We start from the raw sequence: 25695 nt of genomic DNA on the forward strand, positions 1-25695 counted from the left end.
CGACTAGCCCGCGCGCAGGCCGGTTTGCACCAGAAGGCCTTTGCGCTTGGCCTCGTAATAATAGCCGCGCGCATACCACATGATCGCGGCATCGGGATCGCCATCCGCCACGATATAGGCGCCACGCAGATATTTGACGCCGTATTTCAAGTTGGTTTCGGCATCCAGAAGGTCGTTCGGCACGCCGCGAAATCCCATGCCGCGCGCCGTTTGCGGCAGGATCTGCAGTAGCCCGTAATAGGGGCCATTGCGCGCGCCGGGACGATGGGTGCTTTCGCGGATCGCAAGCCGATGCACAAGCGAGCGCGGCACCTCGTAGAGATCGGCGTATTTGTTGATCAACCGGCGCAGCGCTGGCGTCTCGTTGGGATAAAGCGGCGGCTCGGATGCCACGCCGCGCGCGCGCCCCGCGGGGCGCCTTGGGCGGGAACAGCCTGCAAGGGCGGCCGAGGCAATAAGCGCAAGCGCCAGACGACGGGAATAAGCGGGCATGGGCTCTCCGGTTTAAGGTCGCAATCGCGCCAATGTGACACCGTTTTGGCAGGGCGCGCCAGTGCGCGAAAAAATCACCGGCAAAACCCCGCCGCCTTGCCAAGCGGCCCCTCTCGCGCCATGTAAGCAGGATGAAAAAGACACTTCTTTCGTTCGGTCACGGCTATTCGGCGCGCGCACTTGCGGCGCGGCTTGTGCCGCAGGGCTGGACAATCTTTGGCACCACCCGCAACGAGGCCAAATTTGATGCCCTCGCGGGAGAGGGTATCACCCCCGTCCTGTGGCCCGACGGCGACCTGAGCACGGCTTTTGAAACGGCCAGCCACCTGCTGATCTCGGCCGGGCCTGACGTCGATGGCGACCCGGTTCTGAACCGCTTTCGCGATCAGATCGCAGAGATGGCGCCGCGGCTTGACTGGGCTGGCTACCTCTCGACCACCGGCGTTTACGGCGATCACCAGGGCGGATGGGTGGATGAGGCAACACCGCTTACGCCCTCTACCCGGCGCGGGCAAATGCGTGTGGATGCCGAAGCTGATTGGCGCTCTTTGCCGGGCCTGCCGCTGCATATCTTCCGGCTGGCCGGCATTTACGGCCCCGGTCGCGGCCCGTTTGAAAAGGTCCGGCAGGGCACCGCGCGGCGCATCGTCAAGCCGGGACAGGTGTTCAGCCGGATTCACGTCGAGGATATCGCGCAGGTGCTTGAGGCCTCGATTGACCGGCCCAATCCGGGTGCGGTTTACAACCTCTGTGACAATGACCCGGCCCCGCCGCAGGATGTGATCGGTCACGCCGCAGAGCTTCTGGGCCTTCCGCTTCCGCCGGAGGTGGATTTCGAGGCGGCAGAGATGAGCCCGATGGCGCGCAGCTTTTATGCAGAATCAAAGCGTGTCAGCAATGAGCGGATCAAGGACGAGCTTGGCGTAAAACTGATCTACTCCGACTATCGCAGCGGCCTTGCGGCGTTGCTTGGCGCAGGCGGATAGCGGGTATTGGGGCGTTGCCCCTCTTGGCCGTTGGCCAATTCACCCCGGAGTACTTGTGGAACAGTGAAAGCGCCTTGTGACTTTCATCATTCCATAAATACTCACTGCACAGCGCTTCACTCTGGGGGCTCGGTTAGTCGGTGATGCGCGGCGGACCTACAACGTGCCGCGCAGGGGTTTCATCGCCTTCACATAGGCCGCTGTGATCGCGTCGCGCGCGATGTGGCGGCCCTGTTGCACCACGTGTCGCCCCGCCGACCAGACATCGCGCACCATCTGGTCATCCCCTGCAAAGATCCAGCAATCAAGACATTTGTCGCCGGTCTGATCCATCAGGTCGATATGGCGGTCATCCAGCGCCATGAGATCGGCCAGCTGTCCGGGGGCGATCCGGCCCGAGGCGCGACCAGCGGCCTGTGCCCCGCCTGCGACAACGGCGTCAAACAGCCGCCGTCCGGTTGGGGCCTCTGTCGTGGCAAGTGCCGCGCGGGATTTGTCGCGCAGGCGCTGCGAATATTCCAGCGTGCGCAGCTCTTCCGACAGGGCGATGCGGATATTGGAATCCGATCCGATGGCGATCTGCCCACCGCTTTGCAACCATCGTACCCCATCGAACGTGCCGTCCCCAAGGCTTGACTCGGTGATCGGGCAGAGCCCCGCGACCGCGCCGGTTTGCGCGAGAGCGAACGTTTCATCGGGTTGCATCTGGGTGCAATGGATAAGGCACCATTGCTCGGTGATGTCGGCGTGATCCAAAAGCCATTCCACCGGACGCGCACCGTAGGTGGCCTGAATCTCGTCAACCTCGGCCAGTTGTTCGGCCAGGTGCATGTGAACGGGCCCGCCCTGTGCGAGGTCTGCGGCGTCGGCAATATCCGCGGGTGCCACCGCGCGCAGAGAGTGTGGCGCAACGCCAAGCCGGGCGTCGGTCGGAAGAACGGCGAGGGCCTGACGGCTTGCCGCCACGAGCCGTGCAAACCGCTCGGGATCATTGCCGAACCGGATTTGCCCGGCGCCCAGCCCACGTTTGTCGACCCCGCCGAATTGATACTGGACCGGCAAGAGGGTCAGCCCGATGCCGGTTTGACCCGCAGCGGCGATCACGCGCTCTGCCATTTCGGAAAGATTGTCATAGGGCGCGCCGCCGGGTTGGTGGTGAAGATAGTGAAACTCGACATTCGTGGCATAGCCCGCTTCCAGCATCTCCATCTGGACAAGGGCCGCAATGGCTTCGACCTGATCGGGGGTCAGAAGGTCGAGAAAGCGATACATCAGCTGGCGCCATGTCCAGAAGGTATCGCGGGGATTTGGGCCGCGCGCCTCGGTTAGCCCTGCCATTGCGCGCTGAAAGGCGTGGCTATGGGCATTGGCGGGCGCTGGCAGCAGAAGGCCGGTGCGATGACCTCTGGGCTGGCTGTTTGGCGTGACGCTGGCGATTTTGCCCGCGCCGTCGATTTCGATGCGAACATCGCGCGCCCAGCCGTGGGGCAAGAGCGCCTGAGAGGCCCAGATATGTGTCATCGCATGATCTTGCCTTGAAAGGGGAATATGGGCTTGCAAAGTGGCACCTTAGAGTTCTCAAATCAAGAACGCCCTGGCGGGGTATCGCGGCGGAGGTTTGTGCTATGAGTATTTTTGGAATGGTGAAAGCAGGGGGTGGTCATGACGCCGGTTGAGGTGGTTCAGGGAGGAAGCCCGGTTGTTCTGGGGTTGCCGCATACGGGTGCGTATGTTCCGGCGGATATCAGGGCAAAGCTGAATGAGCGTGGTCGCGGGCTTGCCGATACCGATTGGAATATTCACAAACTCTACGCCGGGCTTTTGCCGGGGGTCACCACCGTGCGCGCCACCTTTCATCGCTATGTGATTGACGCCAACCGCGATTCGTCCGGCGAGAGCCTTTATCCGGGGCAGAACACCACCGGGCTTGTGCCGATGACGGATTTCGATGGGCGCGACATCTGGCATGTGCCGCCTTCGGGGGGCGAGGTTGAGCACCGCCGCGAGATGTTTCATGCGCCCTATCACGCCGCCCTGAACACCGAGATGGCGCGGGTAAAGGCGATCCACGGTGTAGCGGTGCTTTATGATTGCCACTCGATCCGGTCGCGCATTCCGTTTCTGTTTGAGAGCACGTTACCGGATTTCAACATCGGCACCAATGATGGCACAACCTGCGCGCCCAAGATTGCCGAGGCGGTTGCGGCGATTTGTGAGGCGGCAAAAGGATATAGCGCGATCACCAATGGCCGCTTCAAGGGCGGTTGGACAACGCGGCATTACGGGCGGCCGGGCGAGGGATTGCATGCGATCCAGATGGAGCTGGCGCAATCGACCTACATGGAGGAAGCCCCGCCCTGGCCCTATCTTCATGAGCGCGCAGATCGGTTGCGGCCGCATCTCAAATCCATTCTCTGCGCGATTGAGCAGCTTGCCCTGCAGGGTGACCTGGCTTGAGCGTTCCGCCTTTATGCCCGGTGAAGGCGTTGCATAATTGCGCAGGTAGGGTGGCATGGGCTAGTCTTCATTGCGCCCGATTTTTGGGCGTAACCGCGGTTTGAACCTGCCAGGAATATTGAAATGACAATTGATGCCAAAGACACCGAGAGCCCAATAAATGTCGAACGGTTTGTCGATGCCCAGAACCAGATCTGGCCGCAGCCGCTGAACGAAATCCTCAACGGCAGAAAGCGAAGCCACTGGACGTGGTTTGTCTTGCCGCAAATCCGCGGTTTGGGCCGATCAAGGTTTGCCATTCATTACAGCATCAAGGATCTCGATGAAGCCAAGGCCTATCTTGCCCATCCGGTGCTTGGCCCGCGCCTTGTCGAGATCAACGAGGCGATGATGGGGCTTGAGGGGGTCACCGCAGAGCGGGTTTTGGGCGGCATCGACGCGCTCAAGCTGCAATCCTGTGCGACGCTGTTTGAAGCGGCTGGCGGCGATGATGTTTTCGCGCGCGTGCTGGCCAAGTATTTCCTCAATCAGCGGTGCCCGCAAACGCTTGGCTATCTCAAAGAGCCGGCCGTGATGGAAGACCCGTCCGAGACCGCCTAGGGTGAAACCGGCAACTGTCATGTTGACAGGGGCGCCGACGCTGCCGCACCATTCAGGCGTGGCCACCGATGGCCCCTTGATGTCGGAGAGCGCATGAGCCCCTATCACCGCCCCACCTCTCTGCAAGAGGCGCTTGGTCTTTTGGCACATCCGGGGCTGAGCATCGCGGCGGGCTGCACCGATCTTTTCCCGGCAACCGGCGCGAGGGCGCTGCGCGGCTCGGTGTTGGACATCACCGCGATTGCGGGGCTGCGCGGGGTCACGGTCGAGGGCGATGAGTTCCGGATTGGGGCGACGACCACCTGGGCCGATATCCTGCGCGCCGATCTAGCCCCCGGTTTTGACATGCTCAAACAAGCCGCGCGCGAGGTTGGCTCGGTGCAGATTCAGACATCGGGCACGCTGGCGGGCAATATCTGCAACGCCTCGCCGGCCGCCGATGGGGTGCCTTGCCTTTTGGCGCTAGAGGCCGAGGTCGAGATTGCCGCGCTTGGCGGCACACGCCGGGTGCCGCTTGCCGAGTTCATCACCGGGGTGCGCCAGACCGCGCTTTGCCCTGGCGAAATGGTCACGGCGATCCTTATCCCGAGATCGCAAACCGGCGGAGAGTCGCGGTTTCTCAAGCTCGGGGCGCGGGCCTATCTGGTGATTTCCATCGCCATGGTCGCGGCGCGCCTTGAGATCGAGAACGGCCATATCCGCGCCGCCGCATTGGCGGTTGGTGCCTGTAGCGCGGTGGCGCGGCGTTTGCCCCGCCAAGAGGCCGCACTGATCGGCGCGCGCGCCGATGCGGGGTTGATCGAGCGGGTCGAGGCGGCGCTTATCACCCCGGATCTTGCCCCGATTGACGATATTCGCGCCGATGCGACCTATCGCGCCGAGGCCGCTGTCGAGCTTATCCGCCGGGCGGTGGATGATCTGGTGACGCGCGACGCAGAGGCGGCGGCATGAACCGGATTTTCGACAGTCTGACCCTGACGGTCAACGGCACCTCTGTGGCCTTGCCGGTTGCCCCCGGTCGGCGCCTGTCCGAGGTGTTGCGCGAGGATCTGGGGCTGCGCGGCACCAAGGTAGGCTGTGACGCGGGCGATTGCGGGGCCTGCACCGTGCTGATTGACGGTGCGCCGGTCTGCGCTTGCCTCACGCCCGTGGCACAGGCGGCGGGGCGCGCGGTGACCACCATCGAGGGGCTTGATATGGCCACGCTGCAACAGGCGTTTTTGCGCCATGGCGCGGCGCAATGCGGGATTTGCACGCCGGGCATGCTGATCGCGGCCAAGGCATTGTTGAGCCGTGTGGAGACCCCGACGCGCGCCGAGGTCGAAGAAGCGCTTGGTGGCGTGCTCTGCCGCTGCACCGGTTATTCCAAGATCATAGAGGCCATTCTTGACGTCGCAACCCCCGGCGGGCCACCGCCCGCGCCCGCCGCCGGTCACGCGGTCGGCGCGCGGGTTGAGCGGCTTGATGGCGGGCCAAAGGTTTGCGGCACGGAAATCTACGGCGCCGATCATGTGCCGGATGGTGCCTTGCTGGTGCGTGCGGTGCGTGCGCCGGATGCGCCGATGACCTTTAGCCTTGGTGATATCAAAGCCTGGTGCGCGGCGCAGGCGGGCGAGGTGCAGGTCTTTACCGCCGATGATGTGCCGGGGGAGAACCGCTTTGGCGTGTTGCCCGCCTTCGCCGATCAGCCGGTTCTGGCGGACACCCACGTGCGGATGCGCGGCGAGGCGGTGGCGCTTGTCGCGGGCGTGGCTTCGGTGATCGACGCGCTTGATCTGGCGGAGTTTCCGGTCACTTGGCATGCGTCTTCCGAGAGCCTTGTTCATGCGAGCCGCGCCGACAATCTTTTGGTCAAGGGCCGTGTCGCGCGCGGCGATCTGGCGGCCGGGTTTGCCGCCGCCACGCATCTGGCCGAGGGCGAGGTGAGCACGCCCTATATCGAACACGCCTATATCGAGCCCGAGGCCGGCGTTGCCTGGCTAGAGGGCGATCAGCTTGTCATTCAGGCCTGTACCCAGGCGCCGATCATGGATCGCGACGATACCGCTCGCGTGCTTGGTCTGTCGCCCGAGGGCGTGCGAATCATCCCGGCGGCGGCGGGCGGCGGGTTTGGGGCAAAACTTGATCTCACGGTGCAGCCGCTTATCGGTTTGGTGACACTCAAGACCGGGTGCCCGGCGCGGATGGTGTTGAGCCGTGCAGACTCGATGGCGACCTCGACCAAGCGACACCCCTCGAAAATGCGCGCGCGCATTGGTGCGGATGCGCAAGGGCGCGTTACCGCGATGGAATTTGACGGCGAGTTCAACACCGGCGCCTATGCAAGCTGGGGCCCGACGGTTGCCGGGCGCGTGCCGGTGCATGCCTCTGGCCCCTTCCTCGTGCCCGCCTATCTTGCCTCGGCCAGTGCGCGCCATTCCTTTAGCCCCATTTCCGGCGCGTTTCGGGGCTTTGGCGTGCCGCAGGCGACGATCCTGCAAGAGGTGCTTTATGATGATCTGGCCGAGAAAACCGGCATCGACCGGCTTGCCTTTCGCCGCCTCAACGCCTTGCAGGACGGACAGGCCACGGTCTGTGGTCAGGTGTTACAGGGCGTCGGCATCACCGCCTGTCTTGAGGCCCTGCAAGAGCCGTGGCAAGCCGCGCTCCGCCGTGCCGAAGAGAGCAACGCCAAAGGCGGCGTGATGCGCCATGGCGTCGGGATCGCGTCCTGTTGGTATGGTTGTGGCAATACCGGGCTGGCGAACCCCTCGACCATCCGCCTTGGCCTGACGGCGGCGGGCCGGGTCTCTCTGCATCAGGGCGCGACCGATATCGGGCAGGGCGCCAATACCGTGATCCCCCAGATTTGCGCCGATGCTCTGGGCCTGCCGCTGGCGGCGTTTGATCTTGTCGGGCCGGATACTGCCCTCACGCCGGATTGTGGCAAGACCTCCGCCTCGCGCCAGACCTATGTGACTGGCAAGGCGGCCTGGCTGGCGGGTCAGGCGTTGCGCGCGCAAATCCTGAGCCTGAGCAACATGGGCGCCGATGCGCGGCTGTCCCTCACCGGGCAAACGCTTGTGGTCAGCGATGGCGCGGGCGAGCGGCGGATTGATCTTGCGGCGCTCACGCCGGGCGCGCATGGCTATGCCCTCATGGCCGAGGAAACCTATGACCCGCCAACGACGCCGCTGGATGCCGACGGCCAAGGCGCGCCCTATGCGGTTTACGGTTACGGCGCGCAGATCGCCGAGGTCGCTGTCGATAGTGTGCTTGGCACCGTCAAGGTGACACGGATCACCGCAGCGCATGATCTTGGCCGGGTGATCAACCCGCTTTTGGCCGAAGGCCAGGTCGAAGGCGGCGTGGCGCAGGGCCTGGGGCTTGCCTTGATGGAGGAATACATTCCGGGGCGCACCGAGAACCTGCATGATTACCTGATCCCGACCACCGGCGATATGCCCCGGATCGACACGATCTTTGTCGAGGTGCCTGACCCCGAGGGGCCGATGGGCGCCAAGGGGCTGGGCGAGCATGTGTTGATCCCGACCGCCCCCGCGATCCTGAATGCGATCCGCCATGCCACCGGCGCGCGGATCACCGACCTTCCGGCGCTTCCGCATCGGGTATTGGCAGCCATCCGAAAGGCTCGGGGATGAGCGAGCGGCGTGCGCGCGATGAAAAGATCCGCTGCGATGCCTGCCCGGTCATGTGCTATATCGCCCCTGGCAAGGTCGGCGCCTGTGATCGCTATGCCAATGAGGGCGGCAAGATCATCCGCTGTGATCCCATCACCATACTTGACCGTAGGGTTGAGGTCGGCGGCGAAGTGCGCCCATTCCTCAATGCCGATTGGGATGGTGACTTGGGCGGTGATGACCTGTTCCTGAGCGGTGTCGGCGCAGGCACCACCTATCCTGATTACAAGCCTGCGCCCTTTATCGTCAGCCGCGAGGTCGAGGGCGCCGATTTTGTCACCGTGGTGACCGAGGCAATCTATTCTTATTGCGGCGTCAAGGTGAAGATCGACACCGACCGCCACCTTGGCCCCGAGGCCGCAACCGTGCGCGTGGGCGGCGAGGCGATTGGCCATGTCACCACCGCCGAATACGGCAGCCAGATGCTCTCGCTTGGTGGGGTCGAACACCTGACCGGGGGTAGCAAAGTAGAGGGCCGCGTGACCTGTGACGCCCTTTTGCGGCTCTGCAATCGCGAGGCGGTGGAATTGGACATCGACGGCGGCGCCAGCGTGATCGTAGAGGCCGGTCAGCCGCCAATTGTCGATGGCCAGCGTGAAGACCGCATGCGTGTCGGCTGTGGCTCGGCCACCATCGGGATGTTCGCGAGCCAATGGCAGGGGCTTGTCGATGAGGTGGTCGTTGTCGACGATCACATCACCGGCGTCGTGAGCGAGCATCAGGCCGGCAAGGTTTTGGGCTGGCCCGATACCGGCATTCGCATCAAGGGGCGACGCTCGACCCCGGGGCGGTATTTTCAGGTGGCCGGGCCGGGGCGCGGCTGGGGCGGGACCGATATCGAAGACCCGCTTACCATCCTCAACCCGTGGTGGGAAAAGAAGGGCGCACGCGCGGGACTTACCTTGTTGATGGTCTCGACCACGGGCGAGCATCACGGCTATTACGTGCTTGACGATGATCTTGTGCCAAGGCCCGCGCCGCTGCCCGAGGCGCTGCGCGCGTCGGTCGATCTTATTGCTGAAAATTGCGAACCGGCGCTTTGTACGGTGATGTTTCAGGCCGGCGCCGGCGGTTCGCTGCGCTCTGGCGTGACGGGCAATCCGGTGCGTCTGACCCGCTCGGTTCAGGCGCGCAAGACCCGCGTGACCTGTGGCGGGGCGACGGCCTATGTCTGGCCTGGCGGGGGGATCACCCTGATGGTGGATGTGCTGGCGATGCCCGAGGGCAGCTTTGGCTACGTGCCGACCCCGGCGCTTGTGGCGCCGCTTGAATTTACCCTGCCGCGCGCCGAATTCCGCGGGCTGGGCGGGCATGACGGGGCGGTGCGCTCGATTGCCGATATCCTTGAAACCGGTGGCGAATATGGCGCTGAATTCCGTGGAGTTGCTCGCGTGCCGGAGCAGGGCGAATGACAGGGCCACAGATCACGCGAATTTCGGGCGGGCGGCTTCACCTGCATCACGGGCCGATTGATATGATCGTTGGTGCAAGTGGTTCGGGACAAGAAGCCGGATTTGTCCGCGCGGCGGAGCGGTTCAAAGGGCTCTTGCAGGAGATCGTGGACGATCTGCCACGCCTGCGCTCTGCCACAGGACCGATGCCGCAGGGCCGCATTGCGCGCCGCATGGTGCGCGCGGTGGCGCCATTTGCGCCGCGTTTCATTACGCCCATGGCCGCCGTTGCCGGCGCGGGGGCCGAAGAGATATTGGCCCCGCTCTGTGACGGGCCCGGCATCGCCAAGGCCTATGTCAACAATGGCGGCGATATCGCGTTTTATCTCACGTCGGGCGAAGTGATGCAGGGCGTTGTCGCCGCCGATCCGGTGGCGCGATTGGCGATTGGGCATGACACGGCGGTGCGCGGGATTGCCACCTCTGGGCGTGGCGGGCGAAGCCTGTCGCGCGGCATTGCCGAGAGTGTGACGGTGCTTGCCGCCTCTGCCGCGGCCGCCGATGCTGCTGCCACGATGATCGCCAATGCGGTCGACCTTCCGGGGCACCCCGAGATCACGCGCCTGCCCGCGATTGAGGTTTCGCCCGAGAGCGATCTTGGCGCGCGGCCCGTGACGCGGGCGGTGGGTCGCTTGACGTGCTCGGAGGTCGAGCACGCCCTTGACGCCGGGGTTGCCTACGCCGAAACCTGCCTTGTGGCGGGATTGATCGTCGGCGCAGTCCTCATGCTCAAGGGGCAATGCCGGATTGTCGGCGACCTGCCCGTGAAAACCTTGAATAGAACGGAGGCCCTGCATGCCTGAATTTACCCTGCGCAAGACCGCGATTTTCATCGAGGACATCCATCATGATGGCGGCCCCGCTCCCGAGCAGCCGCGCCGACGAGGCGCGATTGCCGCGCTGGTGAAGAACCCCTTTGCGGGCGGGTACACGGACGACCTTCAATCGGCGATGGAGGATCTCAAGCCGCTTGGCCTGATGATGACCGACCGCTTGATCGAGGCGATGGGCGGGATGGCCGGGATTGATGGCTATGGCAAGGCCGCGATGGCGGGCGAGCGCGGCGAGTTGGAACATACTGCGCTTTGGCATGTTCCGGGCGGCTATGCGATGCGCGCGCGCCTTGGCGAGGCCAAGGCGATCGTGCCCTCTGCGATGAAACAGGGCGGGCCGGGCACGCGCATCGACGTGCCGCTTGGCCATATCAACGCCGCCTATGTGCGCAGCCATTTTGACGCGATGGAAGTGGGCCTTGCCGATGGTCCGCGAGCCGACGAGCTTTTGTTCATCCTCGCGATGGCGCGGGGCAGGCGCATACACGACCGTATGGGCGGGCTGAGCCTGGCCGAGGTAATCGGCGAAGACGGCCTGCGTTAACTCGCGGCGTAGCTTTGCTTTTGGGCGAGGTAAAGCTGGGCGTAATAGCCGTTCTTCTTCAACAGATCGTCATGCTTGCCCTGTTCGACAAGCGCGCCGGCCTCTAGCACATAGATGCTATCGGCGTCGGCAATGGACGACAGGCGATGCGCCACGACAATCGTCGTGCGCCCTTGGGTCAGACGGGTCAGGGCGGATTTGATCCGCGCCTCGGTGCCCTGATCAAGCGCGCTTGTGGCCTCGTCCAGCAAAAGGATCGGCGCATCGACCAGAAAGGCGCGGGCGATGGCGATGCGTTGTTTTTGACCGCCCGACAATTGCGCGCCCTTGGGGCCGACCGGGGCATCACCGCGTGCACGGATCAGATCGGCGATCTCGGCGTTTTCAGCGGCCTGCCAGATGTCGGCATTCGTCGCCTCTGGGTTCACGTAGCGGATGTTTTCCCAGATCGAATTGTTGAAGATCACGATATCCTGCGCCACCACCGAGAATGCCCCGCGCAGCGCGCGAAGCTTGACCTTGTCGATGGCCGTGCCGCCGATGGTGACCTGGCCACCCTGCACATCGTAAAGACGTGACAACAGCGACAGGATCGTGGTTTTACCCGACCCGGTCGCGCCGACAATGGCCGAGACCTGTCCGCCCTTGAAGGTCATCGACAGCCCGTCAAACAGCGGCTGTTCCGGCCTATAGGAAAACCGCACCTGATCGAGGGCGATATCGCCGCCGGTATCAAACGTGGCAACTGCCCCCGGCCTGTCGGTGATGCTTGGTTTTTCGTGAAACAGGCTGCGTACCCGATCAAGCAAAACCACATGCGACTGAAGGATACCAAGGTATTGCGCCAACAGGCGCGCGGGATCAAACACAAGCACCATGCCAAGCAGAAAGGTGATGATGCCCGCGCCATCCATGTCGAAATCGGGGCTCAGCACCATATACCCGCCGCCGCCGATCACCAGCACATAGACAAAGGCCGAGCTAAGGTCGATCGAGGGCATGACGAGGGCCTGCGTAAGCTGAACCCGTGTTGCCAGATCGCGAATCCGGCTTGTGCCTTTTTCAAGCCGCGCGGCCTCGACCTGTTCCTGGTTTGAGATCTTGACCGTGCGCATCCCGCTCACGGTTTCCTCGATCCCGCTCATGTAATCGCCAAGCGCATGTTCGGCCTCGCCCTGAACCTGTTTGACGCGGGCCGAGACGAAATTCATCACCCAGATGATGAACGGCAGCACCAGAATGGCGGCGGTGAACAGCACCGGGTTCTTGTAGATCAGATAGGTCGACACAATCACCACGGTGACCGCATCGCGCACGGCGTTGGCGGTCGAGAGGCCGACGAAATGCCCAAGCTGTTGGGTTTGCGTCACAAGCCGCTGAATGATCTCGCCGGATTTGGTGCGTTCGAAATAGGCAAGATCCAGATCCATCATATGCTTGATCAGATCGCGGCGCATTTCAAAGACGGCGCTGTTGCTGACCCAGACAGTGATGCGCGGCACGAGATAGCCCATGGCGCCGCGCACAGCGAAAAGAAAGAACACCGCAAGACAGACCATCGCCAGCTCGCGCACCGTGCCATTCTCGAAAATAACCCGGAGGCCGTTTTCGGTGATCGACAGGAATTGCTGATAGACCACGCCCTGAACAAGGATCATGAACAACACCAGCAAAAGCCAGGGCGACCGCTGTTTCAGGTATTTGTTCCAGAACCAGCGCAGGTTGTCGCGGTCAGCGGCAGAATAGAGCGGCACTTTGACTTTGGCGGGCTTTTTGGTCATGCGGGTGAAACCGTCAGATCAGGGATATCAAGCCTGCTCATAGAGGGTTCTGCGTGCAAGGTCATCCCATTGCTGCAAAAATCCGGCACAAGGGCAGGCTACGGATAGGCGACCGGCAGATCCAACAGCTCGTCCAGCTGTCGCGCGATCCAGCCGCGCGGGATGAAGTGGCCGCGTTTGTGCACATCAAGCGTCACCTGCCCGTCGGCGCAATCGCGCCATTGGGTGCGTTTGAACGTGTCATGCCGGGTGATATCCCATGGGCCAAGGTCGCGCGGCGGGCCGTCACACCCAAGCCTGTCACGCCAGAGTTTGACCGGATAGGTCGTGTCGCCCCCCGGCCCAAAGGGAAAATCCATCACATTATCCGAGGTGCCATGCACATGGCGGATTTCCCTGGGGGCGGCGGGGCAGGTCTCTGATTGGCGCAGGGTGCCCGAGATCGCCAGAAGCGCCGCCACGCCGTTGCCGTTTTCACAGGCATAGCGCCAGGCCATGGCCGAGCCATAGGAATAGCCCGACACGTAAATCCGGCTTCGGTCGATGGGATAGCGCTTGGCGGCGTCTTCGATCACGGCGGCGGCGAAATCGACGTCATCGGTGTCCGAGGTCCAGAAATCCCAAGTCTTTCCAGCCCCGTTGGGCGCCAAAAGCAAGACCCCGCGCCGCCGGGTCGCGCCGGAAATGCGGCCATGTTTGACGATCAGCGTGCCCTGTCGCATCCAGCCGTGAAAATGCAGCAGCACCGGAAGCGGGGATGTGCCATCCCAATCATCCGGCTCTTTCACGTGATAGGAGCGATCCCCAAGCGGGCAGGGGATTTCCGCGTGACAGCGCGCTGTTTCGGCCTCGGGTTCTGCTGCCGGGGCCAGACCGGGAAAGAGAAGGGCAAACAGGACGAGCAGATAGCGCATAGGGCCTCCGGTAAGGGCGAAAATCATGCCCTTACCCTAAGGTGCTTCGATGAAATGTCACGTCACAAGCCTGTCAGGCTGTGCGGCTGAGTGTCAGACCATCGCGAAGATTCGCGCAGGCCCGCCGGTGCCGCCGCGATGTTTGGGCGCGCCGACGACAATCGTTGCCCCCGAGGCGGGCAGCCTGTCGAGATTGGCGATGCATTCGATCCCGAAGCGCCCCGTGGGCAGCCATGCGTAATGGGTGGCAAAATCGGCCGAAATCCCGTGATCAAGCGAAAGCGTATCGCTGGCAATCGAGCCAGCCCCGGTTTCAAGCAGCATCTGCGCCGCCTCGACATGAAAGCCGGGAAAATGCTGTTTCTCGCCATCAAAGCCGCGAAAGGCATCGGTGGCGGTCTTGGCGCCCCAGCCGGAATAGAGTGCAACGCAGGCATGATCGGGAATCTCGCCATTTGCGGCGATCCACGCCTTGAGGTCATCAGGCGTAAGCTGTGCGTCGGGGTTCTCGGCGGCCTTGGCGGTGATGTCGATCACACAGAGTGGCGCCACCAGAGTGCTGAGCGGGATTTCATCGACCGAAGCGCCGTCGGCAGAGAAATGCAGCGGCGCATCGACATGGGTGCCGGTATGCTCGTTCACCGTCAGCGTCATCAGGTTTAGCCCGTGTTCGGCGAAATTGAAGTTCTGCTCGCTCGAAATGCCGGGCGTGCCGAAATAGGTCGGGAAATCTGCGTCATAGGTATGGGTCAGATCCTCGACGCTGCCGTGACCGGCGGCCATGGCCGCAGGAGCAGAGAGGGGGCCAAGCGCGGTGGCGGCGCCAGCGGCGGCAGTGGCGGTGAAAAAGGCGCGGCGCGACAGCATCCTGTCTTTGACCGCGTTCATGATGCATGCGTCACACATGGAAATCTCCTTTTGGGGTGTTGTGGGGTGCATCCTAGCACGATTCTGCGCTAAGACCGCCTGGGATTGCTGCGACTTTGGTCGCGAGTCGCGGTTTGGGATTTAGGAAACAGGCAGATGCTGGCATTGCTGCGATTGGTCATTTTCGGCTTTATCATCCTGACGGTGATCTATTTCGGCATTTCCATCTACTCGCGCTCGGCGCGGCGGCGCAAACTTCTCAAGGAATGGCAAGACACGGGTAGGCCCGGCGACAAGGATGCCTATATAGAGACAGGACTGGCGCAATATGAGCACTCGCTCAGACGACGTTTGATCTGGCTGGTTTATATCGTGCCGGTCACGGTGATCGTGCTGATCATCTATCTGATGAATTTTATGTAAGGGGGCCGCAATGGGCTATGTGAAATGGACGATCCGAGGGCTGTTCTGGCTGCTGGTGATTGCGTTTCTGCACTATACCTTGCCGCAACACGATGTGGCCCGGATCACCGACACCTATGAAAAGCGGGTCAGCCCGGGCAGCAACGCGCTGTTCTGGTCCAATGCCGATACCGGCGAGGCCACCGATGTGAATGTGCGTGACGTCTTTTTCATTCAGGCCTTTCGCACCGATGACAAGCCGATGATCTATCGCAATGAGGATACCGGTTGGGGCTGGCCGCCCTATTTCAAGTTTGACACGTCGAACCTTCAGGCCGAAGCCTCTGACCTTATTTCCAAGAAGAACGATGCCAAGCCGCAATGGGTGGTGGTGCGCCATTATGGCTGGCGCAACGAATTCCTGTCGATCTATCCAAACGCAGTCACGATCTGGGCGGTGGATGGCCCCGATGTCAGGATCATTCCTTGGGTCAAGATCGTGCTTTTGACGCTTCTGGCGGCGCTCTTCTGGGCGATCCGGGTGCGTTGGCGGCGGTTTCGCAAGCAGCGGATCGAACCCAAGGTCGATGAATGGACGGATGGCTGGGCGTGATGGCCCCGCTCATCCGCCCTGACAGGCGGCCTCGCGTTCGGGCTGCCTAGCGCTTGCCGTAATAGAGGCCGACCACATGCTCGGCCTCGGCAAAGAACAACCAGCGTGAGGCGGCGATGCCTGCGACGTGGCTGAGGACCGCGAAAAGCGCCATGGCATGTGTTAACGGCACAAGCAGCATCAGCACCGGCAGGACAAACCCAAGCCCAAGCGCGATGGCGCGCAGCTTTTGCGCGTGTTTGCGCCCGACATGATGCACCATTTCGCGCAGCAGGTAATTGGTCCCGGTATGCGGCGCCTCGAACGCGCGCACGCTGCCGATGGTGCCAAGCCCGGTCGCGCTTGCCATATTGGTGCCGCTGGCGGCAAAGGCCCCGTCACCGCGCACCCACCAGAGCACCTGGATCACGCCTGCCACCGGCAAGAGGATCAGCGCGGCAGTGACCTGACCGGCAAGAAGAGCGCCGCCTGCCAAAGAGATCGACACCAGCAAAGCGGGCGTCAGGGGGGTCTTCCAGCGTGGAATGGTTGAAAGCTGGGCATAGATCATCGAGGTTGTGAACACGGTGCCGAGCGACAACAGCGCACCAAGCCAGCCGAGGATCGCAATCCGGGTGTCGAGAAACACCAGGGCGGCGGCATAGAGGCCCATCACCAGAAGAGCGGCGACCGCGCAGACGCCTTCGCGGCTTAACCAGCTTGAGCGCCATTGGCTAAACGCCTTCATGGCGCGTTCGGGGTGCCCAAGGTGAAAGGTCGAGGCCAAAAGTCCGCCGACAGCCAGGCCGTAGGCGATGACAAAAAAGGCAAAAGCGACCCAGCCGGTGACCGCAGGCATGCCAAGCCCGAGCCAGACCAAGAGGCCAAAGCCAAGCCCGGAGAGAGTTGTAAAGACGATGACGGAAGGGGCGGGATGCATCTCAGATCTTCTCCAGAGCTTTGTCGAGCCAGCCAAGGAAGCCCTTGGGTTCGTCCATGACCGGGGCCAGGAAGGGGGCAAGAATGTCGATTTCGCCGACCGGTTTGGGTTGGTCGAGCTGATCCTTGGGGCGGGGTGGCAGGTATTGGTTAACGGGCTTGGTGCCCTGTTCGGGCATCAGATCCATGCCGCCACGCTCGGCCGTCAGTTTGCTGACATTGCTTTCGGGGTCGGCAAAATCACCGAAATGGCGCGCCCCGGCCGGGCAGGTGCGCACGCAGGCGGGTTCACGATCCACCTCGGGAAGGTTTTCGTTATAGATGCGGTCCACGCAGAGCGTGCATTTCTTCATCACGCCCTCGGCGGCATCAAGTTCGCGCGCGCCGTAAGGGCAGGCCCAGGCACAAAGGCCACAGCCGATACAGTCGGTCTCGTTCACCAGAACGATGCCATCCTCGACCCGCTTGTAGCTTGCCCCGGTGGGGCAGACGGTGACGCAGGGCGCGTCCTCGCAATGCAGGCAGGATTTGGGGAAATGCACCAGCTGCGCCGCCGGATGCGGCATGGTTGAGGTTGCCAGCGGCTGAACCTCGTAGCTGTGCACGCGGTTGAGGAAGGTGCCCGAAGGATCAGCGCCGTAGGGGTTTTGATCGCTCAGGGCCGCGCCGTAATTCTCGGTGTTCCAGCCTTTGCACGACACCACGCAGGCATGACAGCCGACGCAGGTATCAAGGTCGATCACGAGCCCCAGCTTGCGAGTGGTTTTTTCGGGTAGGGTTGTCATTGGACCACCTCGGGATTGCGCGGTGTGAGCGGGGATTGGGGGCGCTGCCCCCGTCGCGCGGAGCGCGACTCCCCCGGGATATTTAGGGCAAGAAGAAAAGCTGAACCGGTCATTTGCCAACCTTCCATTCGAGGTGATCGGGGCCTTGGGGGACCGGGGATTTAAGCGGTTTCATCGCCGGTTGGCTCTCAGTCGGGGCATCGGTCTTTTCGACCTTCACGCGCAGGTCGAACCAGGCGGCCTGACCGGTGACCGGGTCGGAGTTGGACCAGCGCAAGCCATCGCCCTTGGGCGGCAGGAGTTCATGGATCAGGTGGTTGAGCAGGAAGCCTTTGGTCGCCTCTGGCGCGTCCTCGGAGAGGGCCCAGGCGCCTTTGCGTTTGCCGATCGCGTTCCATGTCCAGATGGTATTTTCATTGAGCGCCGCCATATGCGCCACGGGCACGGTGATCTCGCCATGCGCCGAGGTGACGCGCGCCCAATCGCCATCGGCAAAGCCGTTCTTTTCCCAGAGTTTGGTCGGCAGGTAGAGCGGATTGTGGCCGTGGATTTGGCGCAGCCAGGCGTTCTGGCTTCCCCAGGAGTGGTACATCGCCATCGGGCGCTGGGTCAGGGCGTGGACCGGGAATTCGGCCGTGTCGACATGGTCGTCCTCGAACGGCGGGTACCAGATCGGCAGCGGGTCCAGCGTTGCCTTGATCCGCTCGCGCAGGTGATCGGGCGGCTGACGTTCGCCATGGCCTTCGGCGGCGAGTTGGAATTTGCGAAGGGGTTCGACGTAGAGGTCGAAAATATAGGGCTGGGGCGCGTCATAGATGCCCATGCCGACGGCCCAATCCTGATAGGCGGTGTTCCAGGGCTTGTAGTAATTCGCGCCCTCGGGGATGTGATTGACGAAAAAGCCGCCGTTTTCGATATAGCGATCAAGCTGATCGGGGTTGGGCGCGCCGCGACCGGCCTCATCCCCCGCAGCGCCGCGGAAACCAGCGAGCGGGCCGATGCCCGGGCGGCGTTCGTGGCTGGTGATGTAATCGGCATAATCGGCGTATTTCTGGCCGCCGTCGGCATTTGTGAACGCCGGCAGGCCAAGCCGCGCACCAAGATCGCAAAGCACCGACTGGAACCCGCGCACGTCGCGGTCGGGTTCGATCACCGGCCAGCGGATCGCGTCGGCGGCGGCGTCGGCCTCGCAGATCGGGCGATCGAGCAGCGAGATGCAATCGTGACGTTCAAGATAGGTGGTGTCGGGCAGGATCAGGTCGGCATAGGCGACCATTTCCGAACTATACGCATCCGAATAGATGATGCGCGGGATCACGTAATCGCCGTTCTCATCCTTGTCGGTCAGCATCTTGATCACGCCGCCGGTGTTCATCGACGAGTTCCACGACATATTGGCCATATACATGAACAGCGTGTCGATCTTGTAGGGATCACCGGCGTGGGCGTTGGAAATCACCATATGCATCAACCCATGCGCCGACATCGGGTTTTCCCAAGTATAGGCTTTGTCGATGCGCGCCGCACTTCCGTCCTCTGCAAGGCAGAGATCGTCCGGACCTTGCGCATAGCCAAGATGCGGCCCGTCAAGCGGCGCGCCGGGCGTGACCTTGCAATGCGGTTTGGGGTGGGCGCTGACCGGTTTGGGATAGGGCGGCTTGAAGCGGAAACCGCCGGGCACCTCGACCGTGCCCAGAAGGATTTGCAGCACATGCAGCGCACGACAGGTCTGAAACCCGTTCGAGTGGGCCGAGATTCCGCGCATGGCGTGAAAGCTGACTGGGCGGCCGGTCATGGTCGCGTGCTTTTCGCCGCGGAAATCGGTCCATTCATGGTCAAGCGTGATGGCCTCGTCAAAGGCGACGCGGGCGATCTCGGCGGCGATGCGGTGGATTTTCTCGGGCGTGATGCCACAACGTTCGGCGACCGCCTCGGGGGCGTATTGCGGATCAAGGTAGCGCTCGGCCATGTGGTGCATCACCGGGCGATGGGTCACGCCCGCCGCGCGGTGCGTGGCAGAGAGGTCAGGGCGGATGCCGGGCGTGTCAAACGCCGCCAGCTTGCCGGTATTGCGGTCGATCACCAGCGGCTTGCCATCATCATCGCGCAGGAACAGGCCGAATTCGGGTGAGGTTTCATCGCCGTTCAGAAGAACCGGCGCGTTGGTGAAGCGCGACAGGTAATCAAGGTCGATCTTGCCGGATTTGATCAGCACGTGCACCAGCGACAGGATGAAAAGACCATCGGTGCCCGGCGTGATCCCGACCCAATCATCGGCTACCGCGTTATAGCCGGAGCGGATCGGGTTGACGCCGATAACCTTGGCGCCGCGCGCCTTGATCTTGCCGATGCCCATCTTGATCGGGTTGCTGTCGTGATCCTCGGCGACACCGAAAATCATGAAAAGCTTGGTGTGGTCCCAATCCGGCTGGCCAAATTCCCAGAACGCGCCGCCCATGGTGTAGATGCCGGCAGCGGCCATGTTGACCGAGCAAAAACCGCCATGCGCGGCATAGTTTGGCGTGCCAAAGCTTTGCGCCCAGAGGCTTGTAAAGCTCTGGCTTTGATCGCGGCCGGTGAAGAAGGCAAGCTTTTCGGGATGCTTTTCGCGGATCGGCGCAAGCCAGTCGGTCGCCATTTCAAGCGCCTCATCCCAGCTTATTTCCTCGTATTCGCCAGAGCCGCGCGGCCCCACCCGTTTTAAGGGCGCGCGCAGGCGTGAGGGGGCGTTGACCTGCATTATGCCGGCAGAGCCCTTGGCACAAAGCACGCCCTTGTTGACCGGGTGGTCGCGGTTGCCCTCGATATAAGAGACCTTGCCGCCCTTGAGGTGCACATTGATCCCACAGCGACAGGCACACATATAACAGGTGGTCTTGCGTATCTCGTCCGACACTTTCGGTGAGGTATCAATTTTCGGCTGGTGATGGGTCATCACGAAATCCCTGTTCTTGCGGCTTTCACGCTAGGGCAGTTTCTGCGCCGTCGCGACCGTTTTCTTGTTTGTTTGGTTTTCCTGAACATATGTCCCGGAAAACCCGAAATTCACGTTACATCATTCCGTCAGTCACGTTTGGCCATGGATTGAAGCACAGTAACGGCAATCATTTGGGTCACGTCACCGGCAACACAGCCGCGCGACAGATCGTTGGCGGGTTTGGCAAGGCCCTGAAGGATCGGGCCGATGGCGGTATAGCCGCCAAGACGCTGGGTAATCTTATAGGCGATGTTGCCCGCATCCAGATTTGGGAAGATCATGACATTGGCCTGACCCGCGACGCGTGAGCCGGGCGCTTTTCCTGCGCCGATGTCGGGGACAAAGGCGGCGTCGAACTGCAACTCGCCGTCGGCCTCAAGATCGGGGTGATCGGTGGTCAGCCGCTCCAGCGCCTTGGTGACCTTGGTGACCTTTTCGTGCCGGGCGCTTCCCTTTGACGAGAATGACAGCAGGGCGATCTTGGGCTCTTGGCGCAAAAGCGCGCGACAGGACGCGGCCGAGGCGGCGGCAATCGCGGCCAGCTCGTCAGACGAGGGATCAATCACCAATCCACAATCGGAATAGAGCATCGCACGGGCGTCGCCGCCAACGCCTTGCGGTGGATACATCAGGAAAAAGCTTGAGACCATGGCGCTGTCGGGCGCCTTGCCGATCACCTGAAGCGCGGTGCGCACCACATCCGAGGTGGTGGCAACGGCGCCACCAACGGTGCCGGTGGCATGGCCTTCGCGGACCAGCATCGCGGCATAGACAAGCGGGGTTTCAACGGCCTTGCGGGCGGCATCGGCATCGACACCCTTGTGGCGGCGCAGCGCGTGAAAGGCCGCGGCCAGATCGGCCGTGAGCGGCGAGGTGACGGGATCATGAATGGCGATTCCGTTACCCGCGGTCGCACCTTGGGCCTGTAACGCGGCGGTAATGGCATCGCCGTCACCGACAAGGATCAGATCGGCGATCCCGGCGTCACGGGCGGCAAGCGCCCCCGCGACAACGCGGGGATCACTGCCTTCGCTTAGCGAAACGGTGGGGCGGGCGGCTGGTGCCTCGGACAGCAACAGATCAAGAGGTGTCTTTGTCATCGGCTCCGGCCCGGCCCCCCCTATCAGACTTGCTGAGGGCGCATGTCGGCGGGATCGATCCCGGCAACCGCAACCGGGTTTTTCATCGCGTCACGGCGGAAGGGTTCGCCCAGTTCCTGATTGATCATCGCCTCGATCAGGGTGGTGATGCCGTTTTCCATCTGATCCTTGATCGCCTGATTAAGCGCCTCGGTCAGCTCGTCCATGGTGCGTGCGATCACGCCCTTAAGGCCACAGGCCTTGGCGATACCGGCATAAGACACCTGTGTGTCAAGCTCGGTGCCGACGAAGTTGTCGTCAAACCACAGGGTCGAGTTGCGCTTTTCCGCGCCCCACTGATAGTTGCGGAACACCACCTGCGTGACGGCGGGCCATTCGCCCCGGCCAATCGCCGTAAGCTCGTTCACCGCGATGCCAAAGGCGCCGTCGCCGGCAAAGCCGACAACCGGCACGTCGGGCTGGCCGATCTTGGCGCCGACGATGGCGGGAAGGCCATAGCCACAGGGACCAAACAGACCCGGCGCAAGGTATTTGCGGCCCTCGTCAAAGCTCGGGTAGGCGTTGCCGATGGCACAGTTGTTGCCGATGTCGGAGCTGATGATCGCTTCGCGCGGCAAAGCGGCCTGAATGGCGCGCCACGCCATGCGCGGGCTCATCCAGTCGGGCTTGTCGGCGCGGGCGCGCTCGTTCCAGCTGGTGCCGGGATCGTCATCCTCGTGGTCCATCGACGAAAGCTGCTGTGCCCATGTGGATTTGGTCTTGGCAATCAGCGCCTTGCGGTCGGCGCGCCCTGCGTCACCGGCGTTATCGGCCAGCTGCTCAAGGATCGAGGTTGCCACTTTCTTGGCGTCGCCAACGATGCCGACAGTGACCTTCTTGGTCAGGCCGATGCGGTCGGCGTTGATGTCGACCTGAATGATCTTCGCGTCTTTGGGCCAGTAATCAATGCCATAGCCCGGCAGGGTCGAGAACGGGTTCAGGCGGGTGCCGAGGCAGAGAACCACGTCAGCCTTTGAGATAAGCTCCATCCCGGCCTTGGAACCGTTATAGCCCAGAGGCCCGGCAAAAAGCGGGTGCGCGCCGGGGAAGGCGTCGTTGTGCTGATAGCCGACGCAAACCGGCGCATCGAGGCGCTCGGCCAATTCGCGCGAGGCGTCAATGCCACCGGCCAAAACCACGCCGGCCCCGTTCAGGATAACCGGGAACTTGGCGGTGCTCATAAGTTCTGCGGCCTTTGCAATCGCCTGATCGCCACCCGAGGGGCGTTCGAATTCGACAATCGCCGGAAGCTCGATATCAATAACCTGCGTCCAGAAATCGCGCGGGATGTTGATCTGGGCCGGGCCGCTGGCGCGCTTGGCCTGCATGATCACGCGGTTCAGGGTCTCGGCGATGCGGGTCGGGTCGCGCACCTCTTCCTGATAGGCAACGCAATCGGCGAACAGGTTCATCTGTTCCATTTCCTGAAAGCCACCCTGACCGATGGTCTTGTTGGCGGCCTGCGGCGTCACCAGCAACAGCGGGGTGTGGTTCCAATAGGCGGTCTTCACGGCGGTCACGAAGTTGGTGATGCCGGGGCCGTTCTGGGCGATCATCATCGACATCTTGCCGGTGACGCGGGTGTAGCCGTCTGACATCATCCCGGCGCTGCCCTCATGGGCGCAATCCCAGAATGTGATTCCCGCTTTCGGGAAAATATCAGAGATCGGCATCATGGCCGAACCGATGATGCCAAAGGCATGCTGAATGCCGTGCATTTGCAAGGTTTTTACAAAGGCTTCTTCGGTGGTCATTTTCATGGGCTACATCCTTGGGTCGCGGTGCCGAACGGCACCTGAAGGGGAAATCTGGGCTGAAACTAACCCCCGGAGGCCCGCGCTTCTAGGGCCAGAAAGGGTCCGAGAGTATGTCCAGACTGCTTTGAAATTGAGAATAACAATCTCAATAATGAATAGCAAGAAAGGTTTGGAATGGCGCAAAGCTGGCTGACTTATACGGCAAAGTCTTTTATTTTTCAGTCTTTTCGTCGGATTTTCCGCGATTCGCACCCGTGCCGCGCGCTTTTTCCAATTCCCTTGCCAATAGCTCGATGCCCGGCGCAATGCGCTCTGCGGGCACCGAGGAATAGGCCAGGCGGTAGTAATTGCGCGGACGATTGGTGCCATAAAAGAACGGATGGCCCGGCTCGATCAGCACGCCGACGTCACGCAAGCGCGGTTCGACTTCGGTTATATCCACATCCTCGGGCGCGCGCATCCAGATCGACGATCCGCCAAACACCCCGCGCCCGGCCACGCCAAGGCCTTGATCGGCGAGCGCCGTTTCCATCGTGTGACGGCGCTTGGTAAACACCTGGCCCATGCGGCGCACAAGACTGTCGTAATGTCCAAGCGACAGGAAATAGGCCGCTGTGCGTTGGATATGGCCGGGCGGGTGGCGCAACACACTGGCGCGCAACGCACGGCATTCGCGGATAAAGGATTTGGAGCCAACCAGATAGCCAAGCCGCAAGCCGGGAAAGATCGACTTGGAAAAGCTGCCGACATAAATCACCCGCCCTTCGGAATCGAGCGATTTGAGCGCCGGCAAGGGCGCGCGCAGGAAGGAGATTTCAAACTCGTAATCATCCTCGACGATCAGCGCATCCATCGCCGCTGCCTTGGCCAAAAGCGCCTTGCGTCGCGCCAGGGGCATGGTGGCATTGGTCGGGGCCTGATGGCTTGGGGTGGTGAAAATCACATCCGCATGATCCGGCAATGCCTCGGGCGGAAGGCCGTCGCGATCCACATCAATCGGCGTAAGATGACAGCGCGATTGCACAAGAATATCGCGCAGGGCGTGGTAGCACGGGTTCTCGATCACCGCCGTGCGCCGCTGGGTCAAAAGCACCTGCGCCGTGAGCCAAAGCGCGTTCTGTGCGCCCATCGTCACAAGAATTTCATCCGACTGCGCCAATATCCCGCGCCGCGGAAGGGTATGACGGGCGATGAATTCGATCAGCTTGGGGTCGTCCTGATCATAGTAATCCGAGGTCAGCGATTGAAAATCCTTCTGGCCCAGGGCCTGAAGCGCACAGTGGCGCCAGTTGGCATGATCAAACAGCGAGGGGTCGGTCTGGCCATAGATGAAGGGATAGGGATAGCTCGCCCAGTTCAGGGGCTTTTCCGGGGTATCGCCGCCGGTAAAGCGACGGCCAAGCGCGCGGGACCAGTCGATCGTATCGCGCGCCGGGCCCTGTGCCCCAAAGGCGGGCGGTTCCGGTGCGTTCTGCGACACGAAATAGCCCGAGCGATCCCGCGCCTCGAGGTAATCATTGGCCTGCAATTCGGTCAGTGCGAGCGTCACTGTGATTCGGCTGACCCCAAGATGCCCGGCCAGTTTGCGCGAGGACGGAAGCTTTTCGCCCTTGCGAAAACGCCCCGACAGGATGCCCTGCGCGATCATCTGCTGAATCTGCGCCTGAAGGGTGCCCTGTGCGTCGGGAGCAAGGAAAAAGGTTTCGACCGGTATCGCCATGGCTGTCAGTCTAGATTGGACTTATCTCCTGCGCAATCTGGTATGGTTATCAGAGCGCGGGAAAAGCGGCGTTGAATGCGGCCTGTCCGCGCGGCGTAAACCGGATGATCCGGCTGTCGGGCACGCGGCTGGCCCAGCCGGTTGTCTCGAAATGGGCCAGCAATCCGCGCCCAAGCCGCCCCGCCAGATGCGAGCGCCGCTCTGACCAGTCAAGGCAATCGCGGCACAGCGGTGCGCGCGGCGAGGGCAGGGTGTCAAGATCAAGGCCAAGGTTCGTGACAAACGCGCGCCCCTGCGTTCCAAGCGTCAGGGCGTCGCCGCTATGGTCAAGAAATCCGCGTGCGACCATGCTGTCATACATCCGCGTGCCCATGTCGCCTGCAAGGTGGTTATAACAAATCCGCGCATGGCGCATTTCCGGGTCACGCGGGCCGGGGCGGGTGCGCAATTGCCCGCTGCCTGCCGCCAGACCCATCATCGCCTTTAGAACATGCGCCACATCATCGGAGGCAAGTGTGATGTATTTATGCCGCCCTTCGCGCCGCACTCGGATCAGAGCGCCCTGTTCCAGCTTGGCAAGATGCGAAGATGCGGTTTGCAGGGTCACGCCCGCCTCACCTGCAAGCTCTGACGCGGTCAGGGCCTTGCCGCTCATCAGGGCGGTCAGGATATTGGCGCGCGCCGGATCACCGATCAGCGCGCCAAGGCGGGATATGTCAGGGCCGTCTTTCATACTTCGACCGTAGCCGAAGCATTTGCGCCGCGCAATATGCCAGAAC

22 protein-coding genes are annotated in these 25695 nt (G+C 62.4%); 10 read left to right on the forward strand and 12 right to left on the reverse strand.

The features are described from left to right. Positions 1-3: 3 nt before the first annotated feature. Complete coding sequence (locus ROG8370_RS04300; protein ID WP_085825842.1) at positions 4-492, reverse strand: transglycosylase SLT domain-containing protein; 489 nt, start codon at positions 490-492, stop codon at positions 4-6. A gap of 131 nt (positions 493-623) precedes the next feature. Between ROG8370_RS04300 and ROG8370_RS04305 the strand changes: the two genes are divergently transcribed. Next, on the forward strand, positions 624-1478 hold the full coding sequence (locus tag ROG8370_RS04305; RefSeq protein ID WP_085825843.1) for an SDR family oxidoreductase: 855 nt from the start codon (positions 624-626) through the stop codon (positions 1476-1478). A 156-nt stretch (positions 1479-1634) separates the two neighbouring features. Here ROG8370_RS04305 and ROG8370_RS04310 read toward each other — a convergent pair whose 3' ends face one another. After that, positions 1635-2999: a formimidoylglutamate deiminase gene (locus ROG8370_RS04310; RefSeq protein ID WP_085825844.1), complete on the reverse strand. Its 1365-nt coding sequence runs from the start codon at positions 2997-2999 to the stop codon at positions 1635-1637. A 141-nt stretch (positions 3000-3140) separates the two neighbouring features. On the opposite strand from ROG8370_RS04310, the gene hutG reads away from it, so the two are divergent. The 7 genes from hutG to ROG8370_RS04345 all read left to right on the forward strand — a co-directional run bounded on the left by hutG (position 3141) and on the right by ROG8370_RS04345 (position 11043). Beyond that, a complete protein-coding gene (hutG, locus tag ROG8370_RS04315) occupies positions 3141-3935 on the forward strand; it encodes an N-formylglutamate deformylase (protein ID WP_085825845.1) in 795 nt (264 codons plus the stop codon). 123 nt (positions 3936-4058) lie between these two features. Next, complete coding sequence (locus ROG8370_RS04320; RefSeq protein ID WP_085825846.1) at positions 4059-4535, forward strand: DUF1810 domain-containing protein; 477 nt, start codon at positions 4059-4061, stop codon at positions 4533-4535. 93 nt (positions 4536-4628) lie between these two features. Further along, positions 4629-5486 carry an FAD binding domain-containing protein gene (locus tag ROG8370_RS04325; protein ID WP_085825847.1) on the forward strand — a complete coding sequence of 286 codons (858 nt, stop codon included), beginning with the start codon at positions 4629-4631 and terminating at the stop codon, positions 5484-5486. Then, positions 5483-8176 carry a molybdopterin-dependent oxidoreductase gene (locus ROG8370_RS04330; RefSeq protein ID WP_085825848.1) on the forward strand — a complete coding sequence of 898 codons (2694 nt, stop codon included), beginning with the start codon at positions 5483-5485 and terminating at the stop codon, positions 8174-8176. The genes ROG8370_RS04325 and ROG8370_RS04330 overlap by 4 nt, the downstream gene beginning before the upstream one ends. Further along, positions 8173-9627, forward strand: coding sequence for a 6-hydroxynicotinate reductase (locus ROG8370_RS04335; RefSeq protein WP_085825849.1), 1455 nt, complete (start codon positions 8173-8175; stop codon positions 9625-9627). The genes ROG8370_RS04330 and ROG8370_RS04335 overlap by 4 nt, the downstream gene beginning before the upstream one ends. Further along, a complete protein-coding gene (locus ROG8370_RS04340) occupies positions 9624-10469 on the forward strand; it encodes a UPF0280 family protein (protein ID WP_085825850.1) in 846 nt (281 codons plus the stop codon). Before ROG8370_RS04335 ends, ROG8370_RS04340 begins: the two co-directional genes overlap by 4 nt. After that, positions 10462-11043 carry an amino acid synthesis family protein gene (locus ROG8370_RS04345; protein ID WP_085825851.1) on the forward strand — a complete coding sequence of 194 codons (582 nt, stop codon included), beginning with the start codon at positions 10462-10464 and terminating at the stop codon, positions 11041-11043. Before ROG8370_RS04340 ends, ROG8370_RS04345 begins: the two co-directional genes overlap by 8 nt. On the opposite strand, the gene ROG8370_RS04350 is transcribed toward ROG8370_RS04345, so the two are convergent. From ROG8370_RS04350 to ROG8370_RS04360, 3 genes are all read right to left on the reverse strand, one after another. Continuing rightward, positions 11040-12824: an ABC transporter ATP-binding protein gene (locus ROG8370_RS04350; protein ID WP_085825852.1), complete on the reverse strand. Its 1785-nt coding sequence runs from the start codon at positions 12822-12824 to the stop codon at positions 11040-11042. The two genes, ROG8370_RS04345 and ROG8370_RS04350, sit on opposite strands and share 4 nt — an antisense overlap. A gap of 98 nt (positions 12825-12922) precedes the next feature. Further along, positions 12923-13738, reverse strand: a complete 816-nt coding sequence (locus ROG8370_RS04355; RefSeq protein WP_085825853.1) for a CE1 family esterase — start codon at positions 13736-13738, stop codon at positions 12923-12925. A 93-nt stretch (positions 13739-13831) separates the two neighbouring features. After that, entirely contained in the window at positions 13832-14644 is an 813-nt protein-coding gene (locus ROG8370_RS04360; protein WP_085825854.1) for a cyclase family protein, read from the reverse strand. Positions 14645-14761: 117 nt separating this feature from the next. Between ROG8370_RS04360 and ROG8370_RS04365 the strand changes: the two genes are divergently transcribed. Together ROG8370_RS04365 and ROG8370_RS04370 are read left to right on the forward strand one after the other, a co-directional pair. Beyond that, positions 14762-15028 carry a hypothetical protein gene (locus tag ROG8370_RS04365; RefSeq protein WP_085825855.1) on the forward strand — a complete coding sequence of 89 codons (267 nt, stop codon included), beginning with the start codon at positions 14762-14764 and terminating at the stop codon, positions 15026-15028. A gap of 10 nt (positions 15029-15038) precedes the next feature. Beyond that, complete coding sequence (locus tag ROG8370_RS04370) at positions 15039-15620, forward strand: DUF1523 family protein (RefSeq protein ID WP_085825856.1); 582 nt, start codon at positions 15039-15041, stop codon at positions 15618-15620. A 46-nt stretch (positions 15621-15666) separates the two neighbouring features. Here ROG8370_RS04370 and ROG8370_RS04375 read toward each other — a convergent pair whose 3' ends face one another. The 7 genes from ROG8370_RS04375 to ROG8370_RS04405 form a co-directional block, all read right to left on the reverse strand. Then, positions 15667-16539 (reverse strand): dimethyl sulfoxide reductase anchor subunit family protein, encoded by an 873-nt coding sequence (locus ROG8370_RS04375; protein ID WP_085825857.1) that lies wholly within the window; start codon positions 16537-16539, stop codon positions 15667-15669. A gap of 1 nt (position 16540) precedes the next feature. Beyond that, positions 16541-17323, reverse strand: a complete 783-nt coding sequence (locus ROG8370_RS04380; protein ID WP_085825858.1) for a 4Fe-4S dicluster domain-containing protein — start codon at positions 17321-17323, stop codon at positions 16541-16543. Positions 17324-17432: 109 nt separating this feature from the next. Next, a complete protein-coding gene (locus ROG8370_RS04385; protein WP_085825859.1) occupies positions 17433-20258 on the reverse strand; it encodes a molybdopterin oxidoreductase family protein in 2826 nt (941 codons plus the stop codon). Positions 20259-20386: 128 nt separating this feature from the next. Next, positions 20387-21400, reverse strand: a complete 1014-nt coding sequence (gene pta, locus ROG8370_RS04390; RefSeq protein WP_085825860.1) for a phosphate acetyltransferase — start codon at positions 21398-21400, stop codon at positions 20387-20389. 23 nt (positions 21401-21423) lie between these two features. Next, positions 21424-23199 carry a sulfoacetaldehyde acetyltransferase gene (xsc, locus tag ROG8370_RS04395; RefSeq protein WP_085825861.1) on the reverse strand — a complete coding sequence of 592 codons (1776 nt, stop codon included), beginning with the start codon at positions 23197-23199 and terminating at the stop codon, positions 21424-21426. Between the two features lie 208 nt (positions 23200-23407). After that, positions 23408-24916 (reverse strand): MocR-like pyridoxine biosynthesis transcription factor PdxR, encoded by a 1509-nt coding sequence (gene pdxR, locus ROG8370_RS04400; protein WP_085825862.1) that lies wholly within the window; start codon positions 24914-24916, stop codon positions 23408-23410. A 49-nt stretch (positions 24917-24965) separates the two neighbouring features. Beyond that, positions 24966-25649 (reverse strand): ArsR/SmtB family transcription factor, encoded by a 684-nt coding sequence (locus tag ROG8370_RS04405; protein WP_085825863.1) that lies wholly within the window; start codon positions 25647-25649, stop codon positions 24966-24968. Positions 25650-25695: the final 46 nt, after the last annotated feature.

Source organism: Roseovarius gaetbuli (assembly GCF_900172365.1).
Taxonomy (GTDB): domain Bacteria; phylum Pseudomonadota; class Alphaproteobacteria; order Rhodobacterales; family Rhodobacteraceae; genus Roseovarius; species Roseovarius gaetbuli.